Source organism: Microbacterium paraoxydans (genome assembly GCF_019056515.1).
In the GTDB taxonomy this organism is placed as follows: Bacteria; Actinomycetota; Actinomycetes; order Actinomycetales; family Microbacteriaceae; genus Microbacterium.
Genome location: NZ_CP064873.1, coordinates 3,069,729 through 3,094,866 on the forward strand (window position 1 = coordinate 3,069,729; position 25,138 = coordinate 3,094,866).

Annotated in this window: 21 protein-coding genes and 1 riboswitch; of the genes, 7 read left to right on the forward strand and 14 right to left on the reverse strand. The window is 71.2% G+C overall.

What is annotated here, in order from left to right; all coding sequences use genetic code 11:
- Positions 1 to 8 precede the first annotated feature (8 nt).
- Complete coding sequence (locus tag IZR02_RS15055) at positions 9 to 323, forward strand: hypothetical protein (RefSeq protein ID WP_025104847.1); 315 nt, start codon at positions 9 to 11, stop codon at positions 321 to 323.
- Here IZR02_RS15055 and IZR02_RS15060 read toward each other — a convergent pair.
- Both IZR02_RS15060 and rlmN read right to left on the reverse strand, forming a co-directional pair.
- The gene (locus IZR02_RS15060; RefSeq protein ID WP_025104848.1) at positions 311 to 1,789 is read right to left on the reverse strand and encodes a DUF4407 domain-containing protein; all 1,479 of its coding nucleotides are present in this window, start codon (positions 1,787 to 1,789) and stop codon (positions 311 to 313) included. The genes IZR02_RS15055 and IZR02_RS15060 overlap by 13 nt on opposite strands.
- Positions 1,790 to 1,911: 122 nt before the next feature.
- The gene (rlmN, locus tag IZR02_RS15065) at positions 1,912 to 3,201 is read right to left on the reverse strand and encodes a 23S rRNA (adenine(2503)-C(2))-methyltransferase RlmN (protein ID WP_025104849.1); all 1,290 of its coding nucleotides are present in this window, start codon (positions 3,199 to 3,201) and stop codon (positions 1,912 to 1,914) included.
- A gap of 132 nt (positions 3,202 to 3,333) precedes the next feature.
- Here rlmN and IZR02_RS15070 point away from each other — a divergent pair, with 132 nt between their 5' ends.
- From IZR02_RS15070 to IZR02_RS15080, 3 genes are all read left to right on the forward strand, one after another.
- Positions 3,334 to 3,972, forward strand: a complete 639-nt coding sequence (locus IZR02_RS15070) for a bifunctional 4-hydroxy-2-oxoglutarate aldolase/2-dehydro-3-deoxy-phosphogluconate aldolase (RefSeq protein ID WP_025104850.1) — start codon at positions 3,334 to 3,336, stop codon at positions 3,970 to 3,972.
- Positions 3,973 to 4,122: 150 nt separating this feature from the next.
- A complete protein-coding gene (locus IZR02_RS15075; RefSeq protein WP_139833281.1) occupies positions 4,123 to 4,710 on the forward strand; it encodes an ankyrin repeat domain-containing protein in 588 nt (195 codons plus the stop codon).
- A complete protein-coding gene (locus IZR02_RS15080; RefSeq protein WP_025104852.1) occupies positions 4,707 to 5,456 on the forward strand; it encodes a sulfite exporter TauE/SafE family protein in 750 nt (249 codons plus the stop codon). Before IZR02_RS15075 ends, IZR02_RS15080 begins: the two co-directional genes overlap by 4 nt.
- A gap of 71 nt (positions 5,457 to 5,527) precedes the next feature.
- Here IZR02_RS15080 and IZR02_RS15085 read toward each other — a convergent pair whose 3' ends face one another.
- Together IZR02_RS15085 and IZR02_RS15090 are read right to left on the reverse strand one after the other, a co-directional pair.
- Entirely contained in the window at positions 5,528 to 6,361 is an 834-nt protein-coding gene (locus IZR02_RS15085) for an SDR family oxidoreductase (RefSeq protein ID WP_025104853.1), read from the reverse strand.
- A gap of 79 nt (positions 6,362 to 6,440) precedes the next feature.
- Positions 6,441 to 7,199 (reverse strand): SDR family NAD(P)-dependent oxidoreductase, encoded by a 759-nt coding sequence (locus tag IZR02_RS15090; RefSeq protein WP_025104854.1) that lies wholly within the window; start codon positions 7,197 to 7,199, stop codon positions 6,441 to 6,443.
- 133 nt (positions 7,200 to 7,332) lie between these two features.
- On the opposite strand from IZR02_RS15090, the gene IZR02_RS15095 reads away from it, so the two are divergent.
- Entirely contained in the window at positions 7,333 to 8,058 is a 726-nt protein-coding gene (locus tag IZR02_RS15095) for an aminoglycoside 3'-phosphotransferase (RefSeq protein ID WP_025104855.1), read from the forward strand.
- A gap of 7 nt (positions 8,059 to 8,065) precedes the next feature.
- On the opposite strand, the gene IZR02_RS15100 is transcribed toward IZR02_RS15095, so the two are convergent.
- The 5 genes from IZR02_RS15100 to IZR02_RS15120 all read right to left on the reverse strand — a co-directional run bounded on the left by IZR02_RS15100 (position 8,066) and on the right by IZR02_RS15120 (position 13,902).
- Complete coding sequence (locus IZR02_RS15100; RefSeq protein WP_025104856.1) at positions 8,066 to 9,538, reverse strand: amino acid permease; 1,473 nt, start codon at positions 9,536 to 9,538, stop codon at positions 8,066 to 8,068.
- Between the two features lie 8 nt (positions 9,539 to 9,546).
- Entirely contained in the window at positions 9,547 to 10,917 is a 1,371-nt protein-coding gene (locus tag IZR02_RS15105) for a glutamate decarboxylase (protein WP_025104857.1), read from the reverse strand.
- A gap of 101 nt (positions 10,918 to 11,018) precedes the next feature.
- Positions 11,019 to 11,810, reverse strand: a complete 792-nt coding sequence (locus IZR02_RS15110; RefSeq protein ID WP_025104858.1) for an energy-coupling factor transporter transmembrane component T family protein — start codon at positions 11,808 to 11,810, stop codon at positions 11,019 to 11,021.
- Positions 11,807 to 13,261 (reverse strand): ABC transporter ATP-binding protein, encoded by a 1,455-nt coding sequence (locus IZR02_RS15115; RefSeq protein WP_029989789.1) that lies wholly within the window; start codon positions 13,259 to 13,261, stop codon positions 11,807 to 11,809. The genes IZR02_RS15110 and IZR02_RS15115 overlap by 4 nt, the downstream gene beginning before the upstream one ends.
- On the reverse strand, positions 13,261 to 13,902 hold the full coding sequence (locus tag IZR02_RS15120; RefSeq protein ID WP_025104860.1) for an ECF transporter S component: 642 nt from the start codon (positions 13,900 to 13,902) through the stop codon (positions 13,261 to 13,263). The genes IZR02_RS15115 and IZR02_RS15120 overlap by 1 nt, the downstream gene beginning before the upstream one ends.
- Positions 13,893 to 14,004: riboswitch (TPP riboswitch) on the reverse strand. (Overlaps the previous gene by 10 nt.)
- 77 nt (positions 14,005 to 14,081) lie before the next feature.
- On the opposite strand from IZR02_RS15120, the gene IZR02_RS15125 reads away from it, so the two are divergent.
- Positions 14,082 to 15,572, forward strand: a complete 1,491-nt coding sequence (locus IZR02_RS15125; RefSeq protein WP_025104861.1) for a D-alanyl-D-alanine carboxypeptidase family protein — start codon at positions 14,082 to 14,084, stop codon at positions 15,570 to 15,572.
- Between the two features lie 50 nt (positions 15,573 to 15,622).
- Here the strand turns inward: IZR02_RS15125 and IZR02_RS15130 are convergent, their stop codons facing one another.
- From IZR02_RS15130 to IZR02_RS15140, 3 genes are all read right to left on the reverse strand, one after another.
- Positions 15,623 to 17,899, reverse strand: a complete 2,277-nt coding sequence (locus IZR02_RS15130) for an ABC transporter ATP-binding protein (RefSeq protein WP_025104862.1) — start codon at positions 17,897 to 17,899, stop codon at positions 15,623 to 15,625.
- Positions 17,896 to 19,623, reverse strand: a complete 1,728-nt coding sequence (locus tag IZR02_RS15135; protein ID WP_025104863.1) for an ABC transporter ATP-binding protein — start codon at positions 19,621 to 19,623, stop codon at positions 17,896 to 17,898. The genes IZR02_RS15130 and IZR02_RS15135 overlap by 4 nt, the downstream gene beginning before the upstream one ends.
- 208 nt (positions 19,624 to 19,831) lie before the next feature.
- On the reverse strand, positions 19,832 to 20,893 hold the full coding sequence (locus IZR02_RS15140; protein ID WP_025104864.1) for an enoyl-CoA hydratase/isomerase family protein: 1,062 nt from the start codon (positions 20,891 to 20,893) through the stop codon (positions 19,832 to 19,834).
- A gap of 110 nt (positions 20,894 to 21,003) precedes the next feature.
- On the opposite strand from IZR02_RS15140, the gene IZR02_RS15145 reads away from it, so the two are divergent.
- Complete coding sequence (locus IZR02_RS15145; RefSeq protein WP_025104865.1) at positions 21,004 to 22,932, forward strand: ATP-binding cassette domain-containing protein; 1,929 nt, start codon at positions 21,004 to 21,006, stop codon at positions 22,930 to 22,932.
- A 56-nt stretch (positions 22,933 to 22,988) separates the two neighbouring features.
- On the opposite strand, the gene IZR02_RS15150 is transcribed toward IZR02_RS15145, so the two are convergent.
- On the reverse strand, positions 22,989 to 23,438 hold the full coding sequence (locus tag IZR02_RS15150) for a hypothetical protein (protein ID WP_025104866.1): 450 nt from the start codon (positions 23,436 to 23,438) through the stop codon (positions 22,989 to 22,991).
- A gap of 299 nt (positions 23,439 to 23,737) precedes the next feature.
- Positions 23,738 to 25,060, reverse strand: a complete 1,323-nt coding sequence (hemL, locus tag IZR02_RS15155) for a glutamate-1-semialdehyde 2,1-aminomutase (protein ID WP_062765549.1) — start codon at positions 25,058 to 25,060, stop codon at positions 23,738 to 23,740.
- Between the last annotated feature and the right edge of the window lie 78 nt (positions 25,061 to 25,138).

Consider the following 25,138-nt stretch of genomic DNA (forward strand, 5'->3'; position numbering starts at 1 on the left):
CTGGACCAATGACAGCTTCCACGACCAGCTTCGGGCTCGATCTCGGTCCAATTCAGCAGGATTGGACCATCGGCGAGCTCCTCGCATGGCTCCAGGACGACGCCCGCACGCACGACCCGGCCCTCCGCGAACCGCTCGCCCGCATCGAGGCCGCCGTGACCGGCACCCCGTGGCCGAGCTCCCCGTCCACGGTGGCCTTGATCCGTTCTCTCGCGGCGGCGTCGCGGTCCGGAGGCCTCGCCCGTGTTCGAATCGCCCACTTTGCTCCGAATCCGGCCGGGATGGAGCACAGTGAGCGACTCGAAACGAGTCAGGTGGCCTGAGCCCCGGGAGTGGTGACGATGTCGGCGCGGTCACGGAAGCCCTCGGCCGTGACCCTGTCCAGCGCGACCTGCTTGCGGATGGCCAGCGCCTTCTCATAGAGGCTCGGGTCGCCGTAGCTCGTGAGCACCTTCACCAGCACCGGCAGCAGCTCGATCATGAAGAACAGCGCCGCGATGAGGATGTGCGCCCAGAGGATCGCGGGCTCCTTCTCACTCAGGCGGTTGAGGCCGCTGATCTGACTCAGCAACCCCACCGCCCCGGCGTTGCCCTGCGCCACGGAGTCCGCCCGGGCGTTGTAGGCCGCGAGCGCCTGCTCGTACGTGTCACGCGCGGCGGGGAGTTCATCCTTCGCCTGCTGACGGTTCTGCGACTCCGAGGCCGTGGTGTTCTCCTTGGCTGCGCTTCCGGCAGCGGCGAGTTCCTCGTTCGCGGTGCGGAGCTGGGCCGCGAGCGCGTCGTAGGTCTGCTGGGCCTCGGCGAGCTGGGCCTGGGCGGCCTGAGAGCTCGCGCCCTCGCCGTTCACGCCGGTGCAGCCGGGGACGGTGCCCGCACCCTCGCCCGTGAGCTCGCACTGGTACAGCGTCCGCGCCTGGTCGATCACGGCCTGCTGCTCCGTGAGCTTGGCCGTCAGGTCGTCGACCGTGGACTGGGCGGCGGATTCGGTCGCCGACGACGATTCGGTCCCCGCGACGATGCCCGTCGCCGCCTGGTTCTCGAGCGCCGCGACACGCTCGGACGCCGCATCCAGCGCCTTCTTCTCCGGACCGGTCTCGAGCGCCTCCTGGTCGGCCTGCGCCTGGACGATGTTGGTCGCGGCGACCTCCCGCGAGATGTCGTTGTGGAAGATCTGCAGAACGAGTGGCTCCGCGACGACGAAACCGATGATCGCGGCCATGATGACGCGGGGGATCGCGAGACCGATGAGCTTCCAGACGTTGCGGGTCGACGTCATGGTCGAGGTCAGGAAGCGGTCGAGGTTGAAGATGATGAGCGCCCACACGATCGCGAGCGGGATGGCGAGCCAGACCGCCGCGCGCACGCCCGTGGTGAGGGCGAAGAGCATGGAGATCGCGCTGACGAGGGCGGTCCCGGCGAGCACGAAGAACATCTGCACGAAGCGCGGGGTCTCGCCGGGGACGCGGTCGAGGATCTCGCCCTCGGCCCCGCCGAGGATCGCGAGAGCACGGAGGCGCTCGGCGGCGGTGCGACGACGACGCGGCTTCCGGACGCGCGGCGGACGCGCCTTCCGGTCGGCGACGGGCTCCGCGTCGACCGGGGCGTCGGGCGCCGTCACCGGCTCGGGCGTCGGGTCGTCGGACGCGACGTCGGACTGCGCGGGCGTGTCGCCGGTCGGCTCGTACTCGCGCAGGAAGTCGAGGTCATCCGTCTCGGCGTTCGGGTCGCCGTCGAGGATGATCCGACCCTGCGAGTCGAAGCGACCCGGGCGGTGGGCGGAATAGGGCATCCCGATAATCTACGAAACTCCGCCTGTGCATACCGTGGAAGATCCCTTGGACGGGCCTTCGAGTCGCGCGAATGGCTGCATCCAGGCCGGATGTGGAGCCAGGTAAGCGATTCGAACCGGGGTCAGGCCATCGCCGCGGCGGCAGCCTCGTCCTCGGTCGTCGCGACGAGCTGTCCGCAGGCGCCGTCGATCTCCTTGCCGCGGGTGTCGCGGAGGGTCGTCGGGATGCCGGCGTCGTTCAGCCGTCGCACGAACTCGTCCGTGACGTCCTTCTCCGACGAGGTCCAGATCGAGCCCGGCGTCGGGTTCAGCGGGATCGGGTTCACGTGCACCCACCCGCGACCGCGCTGGTTGAGCTTGTCCGCCAGCAGGTCGGCCCGCCAGGCGTGGTCGTTCATGTCCTTGATGAGGGCGTACTCGATGGACACGCGGCGCCCGGTCTTGGCGTAGTAGTCGTAGGCCGCGTCGAGCGCCTCGTCGACCTTCCACCGCGAGTTCACGGGGATGAGCTCGTCGCGCAGGTGGTCGTCGGGGGCGTGCAGCGATAGGGCGAACGTGACGGGGATGTTCTCGTCGGCCAGCTTCCTGATCGCGGGCACGAGCCCCACCGTCGACACCGTGATGCCGCGGGCGCTCATGCCGAGACCGTCGGGCTGCGGGGCGACCATGGTGCGCACCGCGTCCATGACGCGCTTGTAGTTGGCGAGCGGCTCCCCCATGCCCATGAAGACGATGTTCGAGACGCGCTCAATGCTGTGGTCGTCGCGCTTCTTGCCGCCCAGCTCGCCGTTCGCGATGGCCCGGTTGGCCCGGACGATCTGCTCGATGATCTCGGCCGTGGACATGTTGCGCGTCAGCCCCGCCTGGCCCGTGGCACAGAACGGGCAGTTCATGCCGCAGCCGGCCTGGCTCGACACGCACAGCGTGATGCGGCCGGGGTAGCGCATGAGGACCGACTCGACGAGCGCGCCGTCGTGCAGACGCCAGAGGAACTTGATGGTGTCGCCGCGGTCGGTCTCCAGCCGCCGCACCTCGGTCATGAGGGGCGGGAGCATGCCGGCGACGAGCTCGTCGCGGATACCGGCGGGGAGGTCCGTCATCTCCGCGGGGTCGGACGTGTAGTGGCGGAAGTAGTGCGTGGCGAGCTGCTTGGCGCGGAACCCGGGGAGTCCGAGCTCCTTCACCTTCTCGATGCGCTCGGCCGGGGTGAGGTCGGCGAGGTGGACCGGCGGCTTGCCGCGCTTCGGGCTCGCGAACTGCAGCAGGGGGCGCCCCTCGGCGTCCTTCTTCTGGGTCCAGCCCTCGGTCGCGGGGCGCACCTGCGGGGCGCGGGTCTCGCGGATCGCCCCCGAACGGGACGACGCGGGCGCAGTCGCGGGGCGCGTCTCGGGTGTGCGGGGGTTCTCGGCCATCCCTCCAGGGTACCGGGATGCGGGTGGGAGGCGGCTGGGCACGATCCCTGTCGCGCGGGCGCTTCACGGCTACTTGTAATGACAAGTTGCGGTGCGGAAGAATGGGCGCATCCCCCTCGATCAAGGAGCAGCATGTCCGACCGTCTCGCCCGCGCCCGCACCACCGGCATCCTCGCCGTCCTCCGCGCCCCGTCGCCGGAGCTGGCTCTGGAGGCGTCCGAGGCGATCATCCGCGGCGGAGTCTCCGGTATCGAGGTGACCTTCTCGACCCCCGACGCGCCGGCCGTGATCCGCGAGCTCATCGCCCGCCATGGAGACGCCGCGTACATCGGCGCCGGCACCGTCACGACGGCGGAGCAGGCGACCCAGGCCGCCGACGCGGGTGCCGCCTTCCTCGTCAGCCCGGGCACCCTCCCCGACCTCACGCGCGCCATGCTCGACACCGGCCGCGTCGTGATGACCGGCGCGATGACCCCGACGGAGGTCATGGGAGCCCTCGAACTCGGGGTCGACGTCGTGAAGATCTTCCCCGCCTCCCTCGGCGGCCCCTCCTACCTCGGTGCGCTGCGCGGGCCCTTCCCCGACGCCCCGCTCATGCCCACGGGCGGCGTGAAGCCCGACAACCTCGCCGACTGGTTCGCCGCCGGCGCGGTCGCCGTCGGGGCCGGTGGAGACCTCGCGAACGGCACCGCGATCGCGAACGCGGACTGGGCGGACATCGAGGAGCGCGCCGCGCGCTTCGCGGCCGCGCTCGCTGCCACACGGGGCTGAGCCGCCGACCCCCGGATCATTTGGTATACCGGATGCATGCGGATGCGACGGGTGGCGACGACCGTCGTGCTCGCGGGGGCACTGCTTCTCGCCCCAGCCTGCACCGCTGCACCCTCGTCGCCCCACACGGCACCGATCCCGGAGGTTCCCATGACCGACGCCACGTCCGACCTGCTCGCCGCGGCCGCCGCGGGGGACGCTGACGCCGTCCGCCGCGCGCTCGACGCGGGCGCCGACATCGAGGCCCGTGGCGACGGCGGCATGACCCCCCTGATCACGGCCACCAAGGCGAACCACGTCGACGCGGCACGGCTCCTGATCGAGGCCGGCGCCGACGTGAACGCGAAGGACGACATCCAGGACTCCGCCTACCTCTACGCCGGCGCCCGCGGGCATGACGGGATCCTGCGGATGACCCTGGCGCACGGAGCGGACCTCCGCAGCACGAACCGCTTCGGCGGCACCGCACTGATCCCCGCGTCCGAGCGCGGCCTGCTGCCGACGGTGGAGATCCTGCTGGAGGCGGGGGTCGATCCGGATCACATCAACAACCTCGGCTGGACCGCCCTGCACGAGGCGATCGTGCTCGGCGACGGCTCCGCCCGCTACGTCGAGGTGGTGCGCGCTCTCCTCGACGGCGGGGCCGACGCGACCATCCGCGACGGCGACGGGGTGCTGCCGGTCGACCTCGCGACCGACCGCGGGTACGACGCCATCGCCGCCGAGCTCCGGCGGTGACAGCGCTCGATCCCTGGGCCTGGGCGGCGCTCGGCGTGGCCGCGGTCGTCATCGGGATCTCGAAGACCGCTCTTCCGGGCGGCAGCATCCTCGCGATCGCCCTGTTCGCCGCCGTCCTCCCCGCACGCACCTCCACGGCCGCGACGCTCCTGCTGCTGATGGTGGGCGACGTGTTCGCGCTCCTCGCCTATCGACGGCACGCGCACTGGCCCACGCTGCTGCGCCTCGCACCCGCGGTCGTGGCGGGACTCCTCCTGGGCTTCGCCTTCCTCGCCCTGACCGGAGACGGAGTCGTGCGCCGCGCCATCGGCGTGATCCTGCTGCTCATGATCGCCGTGACGCTGTGGCGGCGATGGCGGCAGGCGCGGGCGGAGCAGGAGGCGGCGGCGCGGGGCGGCGCGCTGCTGGCCGGCGTCTACGGCACGCTCGGCGGTTTCACGACCATGGTGGCCAACGCGGGCGGGCCGGTCATGTCGATGTACTTCCTCGCCACGCGCACGCCCGTCCAGGTGTTCCTCGGCACCTCCGCCTGGTTCTTCGCGATCATCAACGTGATCAAGGTGCCGTTCCTCGCCGGCATCGGGCTGTTCACCGGGCCCGTGCTGCTCACCGATGCGATCCTCGCGCCGCTCGTGGTGCTCGGCGCGAGGCTCGGGCTGCGGGTGGCGCGGCGCCTGGACCAGCGGCTCTTCGACCGCATCGTGATCGTGCTGACGATCCTCGGCGCCGTGTATCTGCTGCTCTAGCCCTTCGACAGGCTCAGCCCCTTCGACAGGCTCAGGGACCCACCGTGGGTCGCTGAGCCTGTCGAAGCGCGTCAGTCCAGGAAGATGTCCGGGAACAGCGCGCTGTCCGGAGTCCCCGGCACCGCGGCGTAGCCCGAGAAGTCGGTGACGCCGTTCGCCTCGAGCACGTCCTCCACGATCAGCGACTGTCCCGTGTACGTGCGCGCCGGCTGGGTGAGCACGGCGTAGGCGGCGTCGGCGTAGATGTCAGCCGTCCGGCTCGCGGCCATCACCTTGTCGCCGCCGAGGAGGTTCTGCACCGCGGCGGTCGCGATCGTCGTGCGCGGCCACAGCGTGTTGGCGGCGATGCCGTCGGCCGCGAACTCCGCCGCGAGCCCGAGCGTGACCATCGTCATCCCGTACTTCGCGAGCGTGTACCCGGTGTGCGCGCCCAGCCACTTCGGGGTGGGATTCAGGGGCGGCGAGAGCGAGAGGATGTGCGGGTTCTCGGCGTCCTTGAGGATGGGCACCGCGGCCCGGGAGAGCATGAAGGTGCCGCGGACGTTCACATCCTGCATCAGGTCGTACTTCTTCGCGGAGAGGTCGAGCGATCGGGAGAGGTCGATGACGCTGGCGTTGTTGAGGACGATGTCGATCCCGCCGAACTCGCCCTGGGTCTTCATGACGGCCTCGGTGATGTGGTCGTCGTCCCGCACGTCGCCCACGATCGGCAGCGCCTGGCCGCCGGCGGCGCGGATCTGCTCGGCCGCGCTGTGCACGGTGCCCTCGAGCTTCGGGTGCGGGGAGTCGGTCTTGGCGAGCATCGCGATGTTCGCGCCGTCCGCGGCCGCGCGCAGGGCGATCGCGAGGCCGATCCCGCGGCTGCCGCCCGACATGAGGATGGTCTTTCCGGCGAGTGTGCTCATGGTTCTCGTTTCGAATCGCTTGATTGGCTGGATTTCCGGGTCGAATCGGGTCATTCAGGCGATTCGAAGCCGGGAGGGGTCACCGCGGGGCCATGCGGATGGCGCCGTCGAGGCGGATGGTCTCGCCGTTGAGGTAGCCGTTCTCGACGATCTGCTGCACGAGGGCGGCGTACTCGTCGGGGCGTCCGAGGCGAGCGGGGAACGGCACCTGCTGTCCGAGCGAGTCCTGCGCCTCCTGCGGCAGGCCCATGAGCATCGGGGTCTCCATGATGCCCGGGGCGATCGTGCACACGCGGATGGCGTGACGGGCGAGCTCGCGGGCGATCGGCAGGGTCATGGCGTGCACGCCGCCCTTGGACGCCGAGTACGCCGGCTGCCCGATCTGTCCGTCGAACGCGGCGACGCTCGCGGTGTTGACGATGACCCCCCGCTCCTCGTCGTGCAGCTCGTTCGCGGCGATGACGGCGGCGGCCTGGGAGATCACGTTGAATGTGCCGACGAGGTTGATGCGGACGATCCGCTCGAAGTCGGCGAGGACGGCGGGCGTGCCGTCCCGGTCGAGCACCTTGGCGGGCGGGGCGATGCCGGCGCAGTTCACGACCACCCGCAGCGGCGCGGCGGCCTGTGCCGCGGCGACGGCGGCCTTGACCTCGTCGACGCTCGTCACATCCGCGGGCACGAAGAGACCGCCGAGCTTTGCGGCGATCTCCTCCCCCTTCGACGAGGCGAGGTCGATGATCGTGACGTGCGCGCCTGCGGCCGTGAGCCGACGGGCGGTGGCCAGCCCGAGTCCGGAGGCGCCGCCGGTGACGAGGGCACCCTGTCCGCTGATCTGCATCTGATGTTCTCCTTCGAACGTCGTCGTGCGACATGCATGGAACGCAGTCCCAGCCTATGCGGTTCTTGGTGTCACCGCAGGCCCGCCGCGTCGACCCGAGCCTACGACACCGAGGTTCCGGCAGGATGGAGAGGTGAGCATCCCCGCCGCCTCCGTCGAGGTCCCCGCCCGGGTCCGCGAACTCGCCGCCGGGGCCGCGCTGACCCCCGCGTGGCGCAACGCGATCGGCGGCCTGACCTTCCGCACCGACGACGGCCGCTACATCAAATGGGGTCCCCACGATCCCGAGGCGAACATGCGCGACGAGGCCGAGCGGATGCGCTGGGCCCGCACCTGGACCACGGTGCCCGAGGTGCTCTCCCAGGGCGAGGACGAGGCACACGAGTGGCTCGTGACGGCGGCCCTGTCCGGCAGCAGTGCCGTGGATCCGCGGTGGGCCGCCTCTCCCGAGGCCGCCGTGCGCGCGGTCGGGCTCGGCCTGCGTCGCCTGCACGATGCGCTCCCCGTCGCGGAGTGCCCGTGGACCTGGAGCCCCGAGGAGCGCATCGCGAACGCCGCCGCCCGTGGCACGCTGGTGCCGACGGACCTGCAGGAGCCCCCGTCGATCGACCGGCTCGTGGTCTGCCACGGCGACGCGTGCCTCCCCAACACCCTGCTCGACGACGACGGCCGTCCGGTGGCCCACGTCGACCTCGCCGCGCTCGGCGTCGCCGACCGGTGGGCCGACATCGCCGTGGCCGCCATGAGCACGCTGTGGAACTTCGGTCCCGGGTGGGAGGACACGCTCATCGCGGCCTACGGCGTCGACCCCGATCCCCCGCGGCTGGAGTACTACCGACGGCTCTGGAACGAGACCTGAGCCGCGCTCACGCCTCGGGATGCGCGTCGCTGAGGAGACTCCCGTCGGGCGGCCGCCGATCCCACGACGGTTTGCGCAGCGCATAGAACAGCAGCGGCGGCACGCCGAGCACGACGATCACCAGACCGACGATCCACGGGTACGCGGCGGCCGGGAAGGCGGTGAACCCCTGGGGCGGGATGAAGGCGAGCACGAACGCGGCGAGGCAGGCGACGAAACCGACCCCGGCGACGAACGGCAGGGCCTTCACGCGATAGGCCCGGTGGACGTCGGGCGCCTTCCGCCGCAGCACCATCGCCGAGGCGAACATGAGCATGTACATGATGAGGTACAGCGCGGCGGCCATGTCGATGAGGGCGACGAAGGCCGCGCTGACGTTCGGCACGATGATGAAGATCGCCGCGAGGATCGTGACGATCGTGCCCTGGAGCATCAGGATGCCCGACTGGACCCCCGCCTTGTTGCGCTTCTGCAGCAGCGGCGGGAGCAGCCCGGTCTCCGCCGCCGCCAGCACGCCCTTGGACGGACCGGCGACCCACGTCACGACCGAGGCGAGGGCACCGGCGGCGATGAGCGCGGACACGACGGCCGTCGCCCACCCCATGTCCCAGTGGTCGAAGTACTCCCCGAACGCGAGCATGATGCCGTTCGTCAGTCCGAGCTCCTTCTCCGGCACCGCGACCGCGATCGCGATGGTGGGCAGGATGAAGACGAGCAGGATGAGGCCGGCGGCGAGGAACACCGAGCGCGGATAGCCCTTGCCGGGATCCTTCATCTGGTTCACGTGGACGGCATTCACCTCCATACCGGCGTAGGCGAGCACGTTCGACACGATCAGCACGATGGAGGCCAGCCCCGTGAACGGCGGGATCATCGCCGAGGCATCCAGCGGCACCTGGCTCTTCTCTCCGCTGAACACCCACACCGCACCGAACACGATGAGCAGCACCGCCGGGAACAGCGTGCCGATGATGCCACCCCAGGAGCCGAGCTTCGCGAAGAGGTCGCCGCCACGGAGGGTGACCAGGGTGGAGCCCCAGTAGAAGACGATGATGACGACCGCGGTGAAGAACCCGGAGCTGGACAGCGAGGGGTCGAGGAAGACGAAGGCGAGGGCGCCGGCCACGAACGCGAGCTGCGTCGGGAACCAGACCACGTTCTGGATCCACTGCAGCCACACCGCGGTGAACCCCCAGCGGTTGCCGAGGGCCTCGCGCACCCAGACGTACACGCCGCCCTTCCACCCCGTCGCGAGTTCGGCCGCAACGAGGGCCGTGGGGATGAGGAAGAGGATCGCCGGGATGATGTAGAGCGTGACGCTGCCCAGGCCGTAGATCGCCATCGCCGGCAGCGAGCGCAGGCTCGCCACGACCACGAGGGTGAGCAGGGCGAGCTGTCCGACACCGAGGACGGCGACGGCGGGACGGGAGACGCGTGGCGTGGAGGCGGCGCCGGCAGCACCGGACTGGGAGGCGGACATGTCGGCCCCTAGTGGTGGAACGCCGAGTCGGGGTGGTCGGACGGCATGGGAGCCGTGAGCGCGTCGAGGTGGGCCACCTCGGCGGTGATGGCGTCGAGCAGTTCGGCGGCCAGGTCCATGCTGAGCCCGTTGCGCACGACGATCCGCTGCACCGTGAGGTCTTCGAGGTCCGCGGGCATCGGATAGGCGGGCACGAGCCAGCCGCGCATCCGGAGGCGGTCCTGGAGGTGGTAGAGCGTCCACTTGTCGGTGTGCCCGTCCTTCAGGCGCCAGGCGAAGACGGGGATGTCGCTGCCGTCGTTCCACAGCTCGAACGCATCGAGCTTCGCGATGCCCGCGGAGAGGAACTTCGCCACGTCCTGCGAGGCCTGCTGCACGGCCCGGTAGCCCTCGAACCCGAGGCGGAGGAACAGGTAGTACTGCAGCAGCACCTGAGCGCCAGGGCGGGAGAAGTTCAGGGCGAAGGTCGGCATCTCCCCGCCGAGATAGCTCACCTTGAACACCAGGTCCTCCGGCAGCCAGTGCGCGTCGCGCCAGACCACCCACCCGAGACCCGGGTAGACGAGACCGTACTTGTGTCCCGAGGTGCTGATGGAATGCACGCGCTCCAGCCGGAAGTCCCAGACCAGGTCGGGCTGGAGGAACGGGGCGATCATCGCGCCCGAGGCGCCGTCCACGTGGATCGGGATGTCGAGACCCGTCTTCTCCTGGATCGCGTCGAGCGCCGCAGCGATCTCGGCCACCGGCTCGTACATGCCGGTGTAGGTGACGCCCATGATGGCGACCACCCCGATCGTGTTCTCGTCCACGTACTTCTCGAGGTCATGGCCGTCGAGCGTCTTGTGCTCCTCGCTGATGGGCACGTAGCGCGGTTCCACATCGAAGTAGTTGCAGAACTTCTCCCAGCACACCTGCACCGCGCTCGACATCACGAGGTTCGGCGTGGAGGCGTCCTTGCCGGCGGCACGGCGGGCCTGCTGCCAGCGACGCTTGAACGCGAGACCGCCGAGCATGCACGCCTCGGAGGAGCCGATGGTCGACGTGCCGATGCTGCGGGAGGCGTCCGGCGCCTTCCACAGGTTCGCGAGCATGTGCCAGCAGTTGTCCTCGATGGCGGCGGTCTGCGGATACTCGTCCTTGTCGATCATGTTCTTGTCGAAGGAGGCCATGTAGACCTGCTTCGCCTCGTCATCCATCCAGGTGCTGACGAAGGTGGCGAGGTTGAGGCGCGCGTTGCCGTCGAGGATGGTCTCGTCCTCGACGATCTGCTTCGCCGTCGCGGGAAGCGACTCGGAATCCGGGATGACGTGTCGCGGTGCGACGGTGGCCTCACCCGGCCGCGTGAAGAGCGGCTGGTCGTCGGCGGAGGAGATGCTCATGGGACGTCCCTTTCGGTCGGTGTCGATTGGCACTGTCTCCAGCGGACGCTAGACCGGCCGTCGAGTCACCTCCAGGGGCCCTCGTCCGAAAGGGGTGAGGGTCAGGACGGACCGAGGATGAAGTTCCACGCGCCGGTGGCGACCGCCGCGGCGATCGCGATCCCGGAGATCGCGGCCCCGACGGCCAGGAGGGCCCACTCGGGGGCGCCGAAGCGGGACTCGCGCGCCCAGGTGCGACGGCCGGGGGCACCGAAGCCCCGTGCCTCCATCGCGGTGGCGAGCTTCGCGCCGCGGCGGATCGACAGGACGAGCAGGGCGAAGGCCATCCCGAGGAAGCGCCGGATGCGGCCGCGGTCGGCCACGCCGCGGGCTCGACGCGCCAGTTCCAGAGCCCGCCAGTCGTCGAGGAACAGCCCCACCATGCGCAGTCCGGCGAGCGCGCCGAGCACGAATCGGGCGGGCAGGCGCAGGATCTGCCCGAGGCCGTCGGCGAGATCGGTCGGATCGACCGTGATGAAGAGCACCACCGAGGGCAGGGCGATCGCGAGCACCCGGAGCATCGTGGCGACGGCGAGCGCGAGCGACCCCTCGCTGATGCGCAGCACGAACCAGTCGACGTAGACCGTGCCGCTCGTCTCGCCGTAGAGGGCGATGGTGAGCCCTGTGAGCGGCGCCGCGAGCCAGACCGGCCACGTGCGGACCCAGAACTCGCGCCACCCGATGCCGGCGAACAGGAACAGCACCGCTTCGAGCACCAGGGCGACCGCCGCCGACACGGGATCCAGCGTGAGGATCAAGGGCACGGCGATGAGGGCGCTCACGCCGAGCTTCGCGACCGGGTTGATCCGGGCCACGACGCCGGCGCGGGCGCGGGTGTCGGCGAGATCCGTCATGCCGGCGCCCCCAGGGCGAAGCGGGTGGCGTGCAGGGCGCGCGCCACGTCGAGGTCGTGCGTGACGGTGACGATCGCGGAGCCCTCGTCCCGGAGGGTGGCGAGCATCGCGACGAGCTCGGCCCAGGTGCGGGCGTCCTGTCCGAACGTCGGCTCGTCGAGGATCAGCACCCGGGGTCGCGTGGCGATCGCGGCCGCGACGGTGAGACGGCGCTTCTCCCCACCCGAGAGCGTATACGGGTTCGCGGCTCCCAGCGCGGACAGGCGCAGGCGGGCGAGCAGCTCGTCGACGCGGGCCTCGACCTCGTCCTCGGGGACGCCCAGCGCGCGCGGGCCGATGGCGAGCTCGTCCCGCACGGTGGTGGCGAGGAGCTGGTGCTCCGGCTCCTGGAAGACCATGCCGATCCGGGTGAGGAGGTCGCGGGACGCCCAGCGGATCGGCGCGGGATCGGCACCCTGCGCGAGCACCGGCGTCGCGGTCACGGCCCCCTCCGCGGGCGGGAGGAGGCCCGCGAGGGTCAGGCCCAGCGTGGACTTGCCCGCGCCGTTCGGCCCGGTGATCGCGAGGGCCTCACCCGCCCGCACGTCGAGGTCGATGCCGCGGGCCACCGGACGCCCCTTCACCCGCGCTACGGCGAGTGCACGGGCCGACAGCAGCACCTCGCCGGGCACCACCCGCGGTGCCGGGGGCTCGACGGGAGGATGGCCGGGCACCCAGACGCCGTCCGCGGCCAGGCGCTCTCCCTGCGCACCGAGCACCGCGGCGGGAGGGCCGTCCGCGACCACCCCGCCGGCACCGAGCACGATGACCCGGGTGAGGAGCGGCAACCACACCTCGAGTCGATGCTCCACGACCACGAGGGTGGCGGGGTGCGCGGCGAGCATCCGCTCCACCGCCTCCCTGACCTCGCGCACCCCGTCCGGATCGAGGTTCGCCGTCGGCTCGTCGAGGAGGACGAGGCCGGGGCGCATCGCGAGCATGCCGGCGAGGGCGAGACGTTGCTTCTGGCCACCCGAGAGCGCCTTGGTCGGATGATCGAGCGGCACGTCGAGGCCGACGGCAGCGAGCGCCGCCTCGACACGCGGCCAGATCTCCGCACGCGGCACGCCGAGGTTCTCGCACCCGAACGCGACGTCGTCGCCTGCGCGGGCGAGGATCACCTGGGAATCGGGGTCCTGGAGGACGAGTCCGGCGCGCCCGCGAGTCGCCACCGCCGGAGCGTCGTCGACGAGGAGCTCCCCCGCGCTCTCACCCTCCTCCTCGCCGCCGAGCACGCCCGCGAGGCCGTGCAGCAGGGTCGACTTGCCCGCCCCGGACGCGCCGAGCACGAAAACCCGCTCGCCGGGCTCGATGCGGAACGAGACGTCGCGCAGCGCCCATGCCCGGCGGCTCGCATGCCGCCAGCCCCAGCCGCGCGCCTCGACGACCGCGGGAGCGACCTGCGCCGCCATCAGACGCGCACGCGCGCCTCGCGCCCGGAGCCGAAGCGGTCCAGCGCCCCCGTCGCCGCGATGCCGCGGGCGAGCACCCACGACAGGGCACCGGCGATGACGGCGCCGGAGATCACCGTGCTCACGAGATAGATCACGGTGAACGCGGGACCGGAGCCGGCGTACCAGAGGATGAGGTTGTTGATGCCTCCCGCGAGCGCAGCGCCGGCACCGGCGAGGATCGCGACGGGCAGCGACCAGCGACGGTAGAAGAACAGCAGGAAGACGAGCTCGGCGCCGAGACCCTGCACGAGGCCCGCCTCGAGCGTGAGGAAGCCACCCCACTGGTTGCCGATGAGCGCCGAGACGACGGCGGCCAGCAGTTCGACGTAGATCGCCGCACCGGCCTTGCGGATGATGAGGCCGCCGAGCACTCCGGCGAACAGCCACGGTCCGTCCAGGAGCCCCTGGAGCCCGGGGAGCAGCGGCTCGAGCAGGGCCTTGGGGCCGAGGTACCCGACGTTCCAGGCCAGGAAGATCAGGCCGGCGGCGACGCCGAGCACGCTGGCGACGACGATGTCGACGATGCGCCACCGCAGGTAGCTGCGCGCCGGAGCGCCGGTCGTCTTCGTGGACGAGGATGCGGACGTGGACGTACTCATGTGAACTCCTCCCTGCGCTGGCATGACCCAGATCAGGTTCGACGGTCGAAGCGCGATTCGCTCCCTCTCAGCCCGGCTCGCCGGACTCCCGTGGTTGTGCTGTCGATCCTAGCGTCTTCCGCCCGCGCGTCCCGAGCCGCGCACGGCGGATTCCTGGCGGCATTCGGTACCGTAAGCGAGTGACCGCTTCCGATCCCCCTGAAGAGGCGTCCGGCGGCGTCGGCGTCGACGCGCGGCCCGAGGACTCCGCCCCCGCGTCCTCGCAGACCGTCGACACGCTGCCTGCGACCACGACGGAGACCGTCGCGTGGGCCGATGCCTCGACACCGGCGACCGCGCTGACCTGGGTCGACACGGACGTGGTCGAGTCCGGGTCGTCGACGCCGGAGTTCGACGCCACCCCGGAAGCCGAGGCCGCCCCCGGCCTGCTGCGCGACGCGACGCTGCGTCCGGCGATCGCCGGCCCCGGCCTGCTCGTCCCGCTCGGGGTCCTCGCCGGGCTCGTCGCATCCTACGCCGGAAGCACGCTGCTCTGGCCGTTGCACGAGGTCGCGCCCACCGTCCAGGCCGTGGAGGTCACCCCGGTGGCCGCCCCCACCGCCGCGCTCGCCTGGCCGGAGGTGGGCGACGGCGCCGTGGGCATCGCCGGGATGACCACGGCCGCGTCCACGACCGCCCCGGTCAGCATCGCGAGCATCACCAAGGTCGTCAGCACGCTCATGGTGCTCGACCGCCTGCCCCTCGCCCCCGGGGAGCAGGGCCCCGAGTTCTCCTTCACCTACGCCGACAGCATCCGGTACTGGGACTACCGGATCTCGAATCAGTCCGCGCTGGATGTCCCCGTGGGCGGGGTGCTGACCGAGTACCAGCTCCTGCAGGGCACCCTGCTCGGTTCGGCCAACAACTACATCGATCGGCTCGCCGCGGAGATCTGGGGCTCCGATCGGGAGTTCGCGGCCGCCGCCGAGGTCTGGCTCGGCGAGCGCGGGCTCTCCGGGATCACCGTGGTCACGCCGTCCGGATTCGACGCGCGCAACGTCGCCACCCCGGAGGCGCTCGTGGCTCTCGGCGAGCTCGCGATGCAGAATCCCGTGTTCGCGGAGATCGTGGGCACCCGGTCGGTCGAGCTGCCGGGGGCCGGCACGGTGGAGAACACGAACGGCATGCTCGCGGACCCGGGGGTCGTCGGCATCAAGACCGGCACACTCGTCGGCTGGAACCTGCTGACGGCGAAGGACGTCTCCGTGGGGGACTCGACGGTCCGCCTCTACGCCGCGGCGCTGAACCAGGAGGACGACGAGGCGCGTCTCGCCCTCACCCGAGCCCTCTTCGCGCAAACCGAGGCGGCGCTGCAGGCGCAGGGCCCCGCCGTTCCCGCCGGGACGGTGGTCGGACGCGTCCGCACCGCCTGGGGCGAGGAGGTCGACGTCGTGACCGGTGAGGACGCGGATGTGGTGCTGTGGAACGGGGCGAGCGCGACCGCGACGGCTGTGTTCGATCTCGGCGAGCAGCGCGAGGCGGACGGCGACGTCGGCACCCTCACCACGGCCGGCCCCATCGACACCACCGAGACCGCACTCGTCCTCGCCGAAGACGTGGACGGCCCGAGCCCGTGGTGGCGCCTCACCCATCCCCTCGAGCTGTTCGGCATCGACGCGGACCGCTCCTGACGACTGACGCCCCGCTCCGAGTCCGGAGCGGGGCGTCAGGGCGATGACGATCAGGGACGAGGCGACGCGCCGTCCGCCCCGTCGTCGAGGAGCGCCTGCGCGGCGGCCGCCTCCGCCCCGGGAAGCTGGGCACCGACGGCGGCACCCGCCACGGCATCGGCCGCCTGCTCCTCCGCGCGGGCCTCGGCGTCGGCCTCTCCCGTCACCACGACCGGAGACGACCCGGTCAGGGCCGCTTCCGCGTCGAGGTCCGTCGCCGCCTGCTCGAACTGCGACTGGTACAGCCGCCAGTACGCGCCCTGCGCGGCGATGAGCTCGTCGTGGGTGCCCTTCTCGACGATGTCGCCATGCTCCATCACGAGGATGAGGTCCGCGTCGCGGATGGTCGACAGCCGGTGCGCGATGACGAACGAGGTGCGCCCCTGCCGGAGAGCGGCCATGGCGTTCTGCAGCAGCAGCTCGGTGCGGGTGTCGACCGCCGAGGTGGCCTCGTCCAGGATGAGGATCGACGGCTGCGCCACGAACGCCCGGGCGATCGTGGTGAGCTGCCGCTCACCGGCCGAGACATTCGACGCGTCCTCGTCGAGCACGGTGTCGTACCCATCCGGAAGCGCGTGCACGAAGCGGTCGACGTAGGTCGCCCGCGCGGCGGCCAGCACCTCCTCGTCCGTCGCGGTCGAGCGTCCGTAGCGGATGTTCTCGCGGATGCTCCCGGCGAACAGCCAGGGGTCCTGGAGCACCATGCCGGTGCGGGACCGGAGGTCGTCACGCGTGATGGTCGAGATGTCCTGACCGTCCAGCGTGATCCGACCGCCGCTGAGCTCGTAGAACCGCATGATGAGGTTCACGAGCGTCGTCTTGCCGGCGCCCGTGGGCCCGACGATCGCGACGGTCTGCCCCGGCTCCACCCGGAACGACAGATCGGTGATGAGCGGACGCTCCGGCGAGTAGGAGAAGGAGACGTTCTCGAACTCGATCACGCCCTCCCCTTCGCGGAGAGCAGGGGCGTCAGGGCCGTCGGCGTCCTGCTCATCGGCGTCGAGCAGGTCGAACACCCGCTCCGCCGAGGCGGTGCCGGACTGCACGACCGCGGCCATGCCGCCCAGCTCGGACAGCGGCTGCGTGAACTGCTGCGAGTACTGGATGAACGCCTGCACGTCGCCGAGCCGGAGCTGCCCGCTCGCGACCATGAGCCCGCCGAGCACCGCGATGCCGACGTAGGTGAGGCTGCCGACGAAGGTCATCGCGGGCATGATGATGCCCGAGAGGAACTGCGCCTTGAAGCTCGCCTGGAAGAGCTCCTCGTTCTCGGCCTTGAACTTGTCCAGCGCGTCCTGCTCGCGGCCGAACACCTTGACCAGCGCGTGGCCGGAGAAGGCCTCCTCGACCCGGGCGTTGAGCCGGCCGACCTTGCGCCACTGCGTGCCGAAGGCCTTCTGCGACCGCGGTCCGATGACGCCGAAGATCACGCCCATGAGCGGAAGCGCCACGAGGGCGACGAGGGCGAGCTGCCACGAGATCGAGAACATCATCACGAGCACGCCGATCACCGTCAGCACGGCGGTCAGTGCTCCCGACAGCGACTGCTGCATGGTCTGGGTGATGTTGTCGATGTCGTTCGTCACCCGCGAGATCAGCTCGCCGCGCTGCACCTTGTCGAAGTACGCCAGCGGGAGCCGGTTGATCTTCGCCTCGACGGCCTCGCGCAGCCGCCACATGGTGCGCACCATGATGACGTTGATGACGTATCCCTGCAGCCAGCTGAGGAACGCGGCCACGACGTAGATCGCGAGAACCGCGGCGATCACCCAGCGCAGCGCGTCGAAGTCGATGCCGTCGCCGACCCGGAAGTCGCCGAGCGCGCCCACCTGGTTGGCGAAGTCGTTCTGCCCGGCGTCCCGCAGCGCGTCGACGACGACGTCCTGCGGGGTCCCGGCCGGGAAGCCGGGGAAGTCGCCGGTGGGCTGACCGAGCTGGATCGAGATGAAGCCGCGATAGACGATGTTCGTCGCCTCGGCGAGCACCTTCGGGGCGGCGACGGTCAGCACGACCCCGATCGCACCGAGGATCGACACGAAGACGAACCACACCGCGGAGGGCTTGAGCAGCCCGATCATCCGCGCGAAGCTCGGGCCGAAGTTGTCGGCCTTGCCCGGCGCGACGCTGTCCCAGTCGCCGGAGTTCTGCCGCGCCTGCTCGGCGAGCTCCGCCTCGTACTGCTCCTCGGCGGTGAGCTCCCGCTCGACCGTGGGCGCGGCGGCCGCGCCCCGTCCGCGACGGCGCCGACCCTGGGTCCCTGAGCTTGTCGAAGGGTCCTGCTCGCTCATGCGTCCACCCCCAGCTGCGACTCGACGATCTCGCGATAGGTCTCGCTGGTCTCCAGCAGCTCCTCATGGGTTCCGACGCCGACCATGGTGCCGCCCTCGAGGACCACGATGCGGTCCGCGTCGGTGATCGTGGAGACGCGCTGCGCGACCACGATCTTCGTCACGTGCGGGAGCTCGCGCCAGAGCGCCTGCCGCAGCCGGGCATCCGTCGTGAGGTCGAGCGCGGAGAAGGAGTCGTCGAACACGAGCACCTGCGGCCGGTGCACGATGGCCCGCGCGATCGCCAGGCGCTGGCGCTGACCGCCGGACACGTTCGTGCCGCCCTGGGCGATGCGGGAGTCGAGGCCGTCCGGCATCTCCTCCACGAAGTCGCGCCCCTGGGCGATCTCCAGCGCGTGCCAGAGCTCCTCGTCGGTGGCGTCCTCGCGGCCGTAGCGCAGGTTGGACGCGACGGTGCCGGTGAAGAGGAAGGGACGCTGCGGCACCAGGCCGATGCTGTCCCACAGCGCCTCGACGTCGGCCTCGCGGACGTCTACGCCGCCGACGTGCACGGACCCGCCGGACACGTCGAACAGGCGCGGGATGAGCGAGACGAGCGTGGTCTTGCCCGACCCGGTGGAGCCGACGATCGCGACGGTCTCGCCCGGCTCCGCGGCGAAGCTGATGCCGGTGAGGACGGGGGCGTCGGCGCCGGGGTACGTGAACTCCACGTCGTCGAACGCGACGGCACCCGGGGTCGGGAAGACGGTGACGCCGTCCACCGGGCGGGTCATCGTGGACTCCGTGTTCAGCACCTCGCCGATGCGCTCGGCGGAAACCGCGGCGCGCGGGATCATCATCGCCATGAAGCTCGCCATGATGACGCCGCCCATGATCTGGCCGATGTACTGCATGAAGGCGAACAGGGTGCCCACCTGCACGGTGCCGTTGTTGACCTCGATGCCGCCGAACCAGATGACGGCGACGACCGTCACGTTGAGGATGAGCATGAAGAGCGGGAACAGCAGCACGAACAGCGAGCCGACCTTGCGGCCGACGACCATGATGTCGGTGTTCGCGCCGCGGAAGCGCTCCTCCTCGATGCGCTCCCGGACGAAGGCCCGCACCACGCGGACGCCGGTGAGCTGCTCGCGCATGATGCGGTTCACGTTGTCGAGCTTGCCCTGGTAGCTGCGGAAGAGCGGGACCATCCGGCCGATGACGAGCGCCGCGAGGACGAGGAGCACGGGGACGGCGACGGCGATCAGCCAGCTCAGCTCGGCGCTGGTCCGCACGGCGAAGATGATGCCGCCGATCGCGAGCAGCGGGGCGGTGACGAGCATGGTCGCGCCCATCATCGCCAGCATCTGCACCTGCTGCACGTCGTTCGTGTTGCGGGTGATGAGGGATCCGGCACCGAACTGCGAGACCTCGCGCTCGGAGAAGCCGCTCACCTTGCCGAACACGTCGGCGCGGATGTCACGGCCGGCGCCCATCGCGGCGCGGGCGGCGAAGAAGGTCGCGATGACCGAGGCCACGATCTGGCCGAATGACACGGCCAGCATGAACAGGCCGGTGCGCCAGATGTACGCGGTGTCGCCCTGCGCGACGCCCTTGTCGATGATGTCGGCGTTGAGGTACGGCAGGTAGAGGGTGGCGGCCGCGCTGGCGAACTGGAAGACCAGCACGGCGACGAGGAGCCACTTGTAGCGTGACAGATATCGGAGGAGGAGTTTTCCCAGCACAGGCGTACTTTCTCGGAAGGAGGAGGCGGCGGGTCTCCCGGCAGACGGATGCCGACCGACGACCGGCCATAGGACAGGGTGCCACGAAGCGGCGACATTCGGATCCCCCTCCGGGAGGACCTTCGCTCACAGCGAACCGGTGCCGTGTCACCCACGTCTTTCTGCACGCAGGCGATCAATGGCCGCCCCTAAAGAACTGAGGCGCGCGTCAGAACAGCGCGGGCTGCGGAACGTAGTCGCGGGCGGGCGCCCCGGCGTCGGGGCCGAGCTCGGCGAGGGAGGCCAGCTGCCACCGCGGGTTGCGATCCTTGTCGACGAGCTGCGCGCGGATGCCCTCCACCAGGTCGGGGTGTTCGTTCACGAACCAGAGCACCCGGCGGTACTCGCCCTCCAGCGCGGCGCGGAGCCCGGTCATCTCCCGGGCCTCCCGCACGGCGTCGAGCGTCACGACGAGGCCCGTCGGAGCCAGATCGTCGAGCAGGTCGGCGACGGCCGCCGCTTCCTCGGTGCCGAGCGCGCGGAGCCGCTCGAGGATCTCGGGCACGGTCGGGGCGGCGAACGCATCGTCGATCCACCCCCGCGCGGCGGGAAGCGAGGACGGCTCCGGCGTCTCGTCGAAGAGCAGGACGATCTCGCTGGGACTCGTCGGGTCGGCGCGGTAGGCCAGCGCCTCGCGCAGCGCGTCGAGGCGGTCGGAGGGGACGAAGTGATCCGCGAAGCCCGCGTATACGGCGTCGGCACCGTTCATCGTGGCCCCGGTGAGGCCGAGGTACTCGCCGAGCCGTCCCGGCGCCTGCCCCAGCAGCCAGGTGCCGCCGACGTCGGGCGTGAAGCCGATCCGGGTCTCCGGCATGGCGAGCTTCGAGCGTTCGGTGACCACGCGGATCGCGGCATGCCCTGCCAGACCGATACCGCCGCCCATCGTGATCCCGTCGGCGAGCGCGACCACGGGCTTCGGGTACTCCGCGATCATGGCGTTCATCGCGTACTCGCCTCGGAAGAACTCCGCAGACTGCTCCGGATGGCCGGACGTGATCTGGCCGTGCAGGCGACGCACGTCGCCGCCCGCGCACATGCCGCGCTCCCCCGCGCCGTCGATGAGGACGATCTGCACGTCGGAGTCGTCGCGCCAGGCCACCAGCGCCTCCGTGATGGTCGCGATCATGTCCTCATCGAGCGCATTGATCGCCTCGGGGCGGTTGAGCGTGAGCCGCCCGAGCGCTCCTTCGGTGCGGATGAGGACACGGGGCGCGGCGGGGGTATCGGTCACGGGTGCCAGGCTACCCCGTCGCGTGCGGCCGGATTCCGCACGAAATGCGGGTTCCGGGGCGGTTTTCCGGCAGGATAGGAGGAACTGTTCATCGCAACGAGAGGTCCCGGATGCCCGAAGGACAGGTGCTCGAGTTCACGAATGTGACGAAGCGCTTCAACGAGGTGACGGCCGTCTCGGATTTCTCCGCCCGTGTCGAGCCCGGCGCCGTCACCGCCTTCCTCGGCCCCAACGGTGCCGGCAAGACGACGACCCTGCGAATCCTGCTCGGCCAGGTGCGCGCCACGTCCGGCACCGCCACGATCGGCGGGGCCGCCTACGCCGAGCTGCGGCAGCCGCTGCGCACGATCGGCGCCGTGCTGGAGGAGACGGCCTATCGGCCGCGCCGCACGGCGAGCCGTCAGCTCACCATCGCCGCGAAGGCCAACGGCATCCGCCTGGCCCGCGTCGACGAGGTCATCTCCCTCGTCGGCCTGGAGGGCGAGGCGGACACGCGCATCGGCGGGTTCTCGCTCGGCATGCGCCAGCGCCTCAGCGTCGCCCACGCGCTCCTCGGCGACCCCGGCGCCCTCGTCTTCGACGAGCCGGCGAACGGCCTCGACCCGGAGGGCATCCGCTGGATGCGGCTGCTGATGCGTCGCCTCGCTGACGAAGGGCGCACGGTGCTGGTCTCCTCCCACGTGCTCAGCGAGATCGAGCAGGTCGCCGACCACGTGCTCGTGCTCTCCAAGGGACGCCTCGTGCTGTCGAGCGGCATCGAGACCCTGGCCGATCCGGCCGGCGGCTCCGTGGTCGTCGACTCAGCCGATCGCCCCGGCCTCACGACCGCGCTGGTCGCCGCCGGGTTCGACATCGAGGTGCTCCGCTCCGGGCTGACCGTGCGCGGGACCGACGCCAGCCGCGTCGGCGCCGTCGCTGCGGACGCCGGTATCGCTCTCAGCACGCTCGTGCAGCGCGGCCCGACGCTGGAGGACGTCTTCATCGACCTCATGCGGGGCGGCCGCTTCGACACCGCCCCGGCGCTCGATCAGACGGAGGCTCCCGCCGAGGAGGATCCCGAGTCCGCGACCGCCGCCGAGGCTCCGGCAGAGGAGTCTCCGACGGACGGCCCGTCGACGGATGAAGCCGCCGGGACCGCCGCTGCGGCTCTCGCAGCCGGCGGCACCGCCGCGCTCGCCGACGACCTGACGCCTCAGGCCACGGGCCCTGTCACCGCCGAGACGATCGCCGACGACACCGCTCCGACCGACGAGGCGGATGCCACCGCGGACGAGGATGCGACCCGGGCCCTTCCCGTCGTCTCCGCCGACGACGCGACCCGGATCCTGCCCGTGGTCGACGCGACCGCAGACGCGCAGCCCGCGGATGCGGATGCCGACGCGGAGGCCGAGGACTCGCCGTCGTTCGACGACATCCTCTTCGGTGCGCCCGCGCCCGTCGCCGAGTCTCCGCGGCGGTCCTTCGCCGCCCTGTTCGCAGCCGCGTCCGCAGACGCGGAGACCGAGTCGTCCGCGCAGCCGGCGGCGACGGACGCTCCGGGCGAGACCGAGTCCGAGTCCGAGTCCGAGTCGCCGTCGACGACCGACGAGACCCCCGCCGAGGACGTCGACTCCGCTGCCGATGCACCGGCCGACAGCACGAGCACCGACGCGCCCGACAGCGCCTCCGGTGACGAGGAGCCCGCGGGCGTGGAGTTCTTCACCGGTCTGGACGCCTCGTCGGCGGACGAGGAGCCCGCGCCGTCCGAGGACACCGCCGAAGCCGCAGCGCAGGGTGAGGACGCCTCTCCTGCGTCCGACGACGACCCGCGATCGGCCGCCGTGAGCTCGATGCTGGCCGCCGCCGCACGCGCCTACTACGAGGACGAGCCGCGCGACTACCCGCTCGCTCCGGCGGAGGAGACGTCGTCCGGCCACGGGGCTCCGCAGGACGAGATCGCGAGCGACGAGTCCGCAGTCGATACGGAGACCCCGGCGGAGCAGCACGCCCCCGCGGACGACCGTGGCGACGAGCACCACGACGACGAGCACCACGGCTGAGCCCCCCGCAGCAGAACGCCCTCCCGGTCGACCGGGAGGGCGTTCTGCATCCGGGATCAGGCCGGACGTGGTCGGATGACCGGGCGCCGACTGCCCTTCGACACCGGGGTCGGAGCCGTGGCGACGATCTCCTCGACCGTCGTGGGTTCCTCGGACACCGGGAGGCGCAGCGCCTGCGTCAGCGCCAGGCCGTGCCGTGTGGTCAGGATCAGGCGGTTGTACTGCGGATCGCCCTCGAGATCGACGACCACGCTCGGACGTCGACGGCGGATCAGCACGAAGTCGAGGCTCCCCGCGGCCTTCCAGCTCCCGGCGGCCAGCACGCCCGGGATGTGGGTACCCGGATTCGGGACGCCGCGGAGCCAGGTCCAGGCATCGTCTGTCAGCTGGACCTTGGTGATCGTGTCGCGCACGATGCGGACGTTCTCGCGGTGGAAGGTGGCGGCACGTTCGATGGGCGAGAGCACGACCTCGAGTTGCGTCTGGTCCAGCAACAACGTCACCATGCCCCCAGTCTGCCAGCGCCGTCCTCCCGGTTGGCTGGAAGTTGCTCACAGGAACGCAACGATCCCTTGTCGGAATCCCTCAGTCTGCCCTCACGACTCCTTCGCGAGGACAGGCTCCCACGCACGAACAGGCGCTGCCGCGGGCGGAAGCCTGGCTCCGCGCGAAGGCCTGATGCCGAAGGGCTTCGGGCCTGCAGGCGTTCGCGGGAGATCAGGCAACGGTGTCCAAGGGTGCCTGCCCCCGCGCGGCTGCCTGTTCTCACGCGAACGAGTCACGCGAACGAGCAGCGGGGCGGCGATCAGGGGCGCGCGGTCTGGGCGGCCTGAGCGGCGTGCGGCAGGGCTTCCTCGATCCGCTGGAGCTCGTCCTCGCCGTGCGCGGCGGTGAGGAACCAGGCCTCGAAGACGCTCGGCGGCAGCGCGACGCCGTGCTCGCGCATCGCGTGGAAGAACGCCGCGTACCGGAACGACTCCTGCGCCTGCGCCTCGGCGTAGTCGCGCGGGGCGGAGGCGCGGAACGAGGCGCTGAAGAGGTTGCCGGCGGAGGCGAGGGCGTGGGTCACTCCGGCCTCGGCGAGCGCGCGGTCGAGAGCCGACGAGACCCGAGCGGCTGCGGCGTCGACGGTCGCGTAGACCTCCGGCGTCGCGAGGCGGAGCGTGGCCAGGCCCGCGGCCACGGACAGCGGGTTCCCGGAGAGCGTCCCCGCCTGGTAGACGGGGCCGAGGGGCGCCAGGAGGTCCATGACCTCGGCACGGCCACCGAGCGCCGCCAGCGGCATACCGCCGCCGACGACCTTGCCGAAGGTCAGGATGTCGGGCAGGTAGTCCTCTCCGGCCTGCGCCTGGAGGCCCCAGAAGCCGGCCGGGTGCACCCGGAAGCCGGTGAGGACCTCGTCGAGGATCATGAGAGCACCGTGGGCGTGCGCGGTCTCCGCGATGAGGCGGTTGAATCCGGGGAGCGGGGGCACCACGCCCATGTTCGCGGCCGAGGCCTCCACGATGACGGCCGCGATGCGGGGACCGTGCTCGGCGAAGACGGCGGCGAGCGCCTCGGGGTCGTTGTAGCGGATCACGAGCGTCTGCGCGGCGATCGGCGCGGGCACGCCGGCCGAACCGGGAAGCGCCAGCGTGGCGACCCCGGAGCCCGCCTCGGCGAGCAGGCCGTCGGAGTGGCCGTGATAGTGGCCGGCGAACTTCACGAGCAGATCGCGGCCGGTCGCACCGCGGGCGAGGCGGATCGCGGTCATGGTGGCCTCGGTGCCCGTCGAGACGAGACGGACACGCTCCACGGGACGGATCTCGCCGAAGCGGACGCGGTCGGCGATGAGCGCGGCGAGCTCGACCTCCCCCTCGGTCGGAGCGCCGAAGGAGAGCCCGCGGGTGGCGGCCTCCTGCACGGCGGCGACGACGTCGGGCTGCGCGTGTCCGAGCAGTGCGGGACCCCAGGACGCGACGAGGTCGACGTACTCGCGACCCGCGGCGTCGGTCACTGTGGCGCCGCGCGCCGAGGCGAGGAACCGCGGCGTCCCGCCGACCGACCCGTAGGCCCGCACCGGAGAGTTCACCCCGCCGGGGATCACCGCACGGGCGGCAGAGAAAAGGTCGTCATTGCGGTCGGTCATCGAGGCTCCTCCGTGATGCACGGCGCTCTCCCGGCATCCCTTCCAGGCTAACCCGCCGCCTGCCCTTCCGAGGCCGCG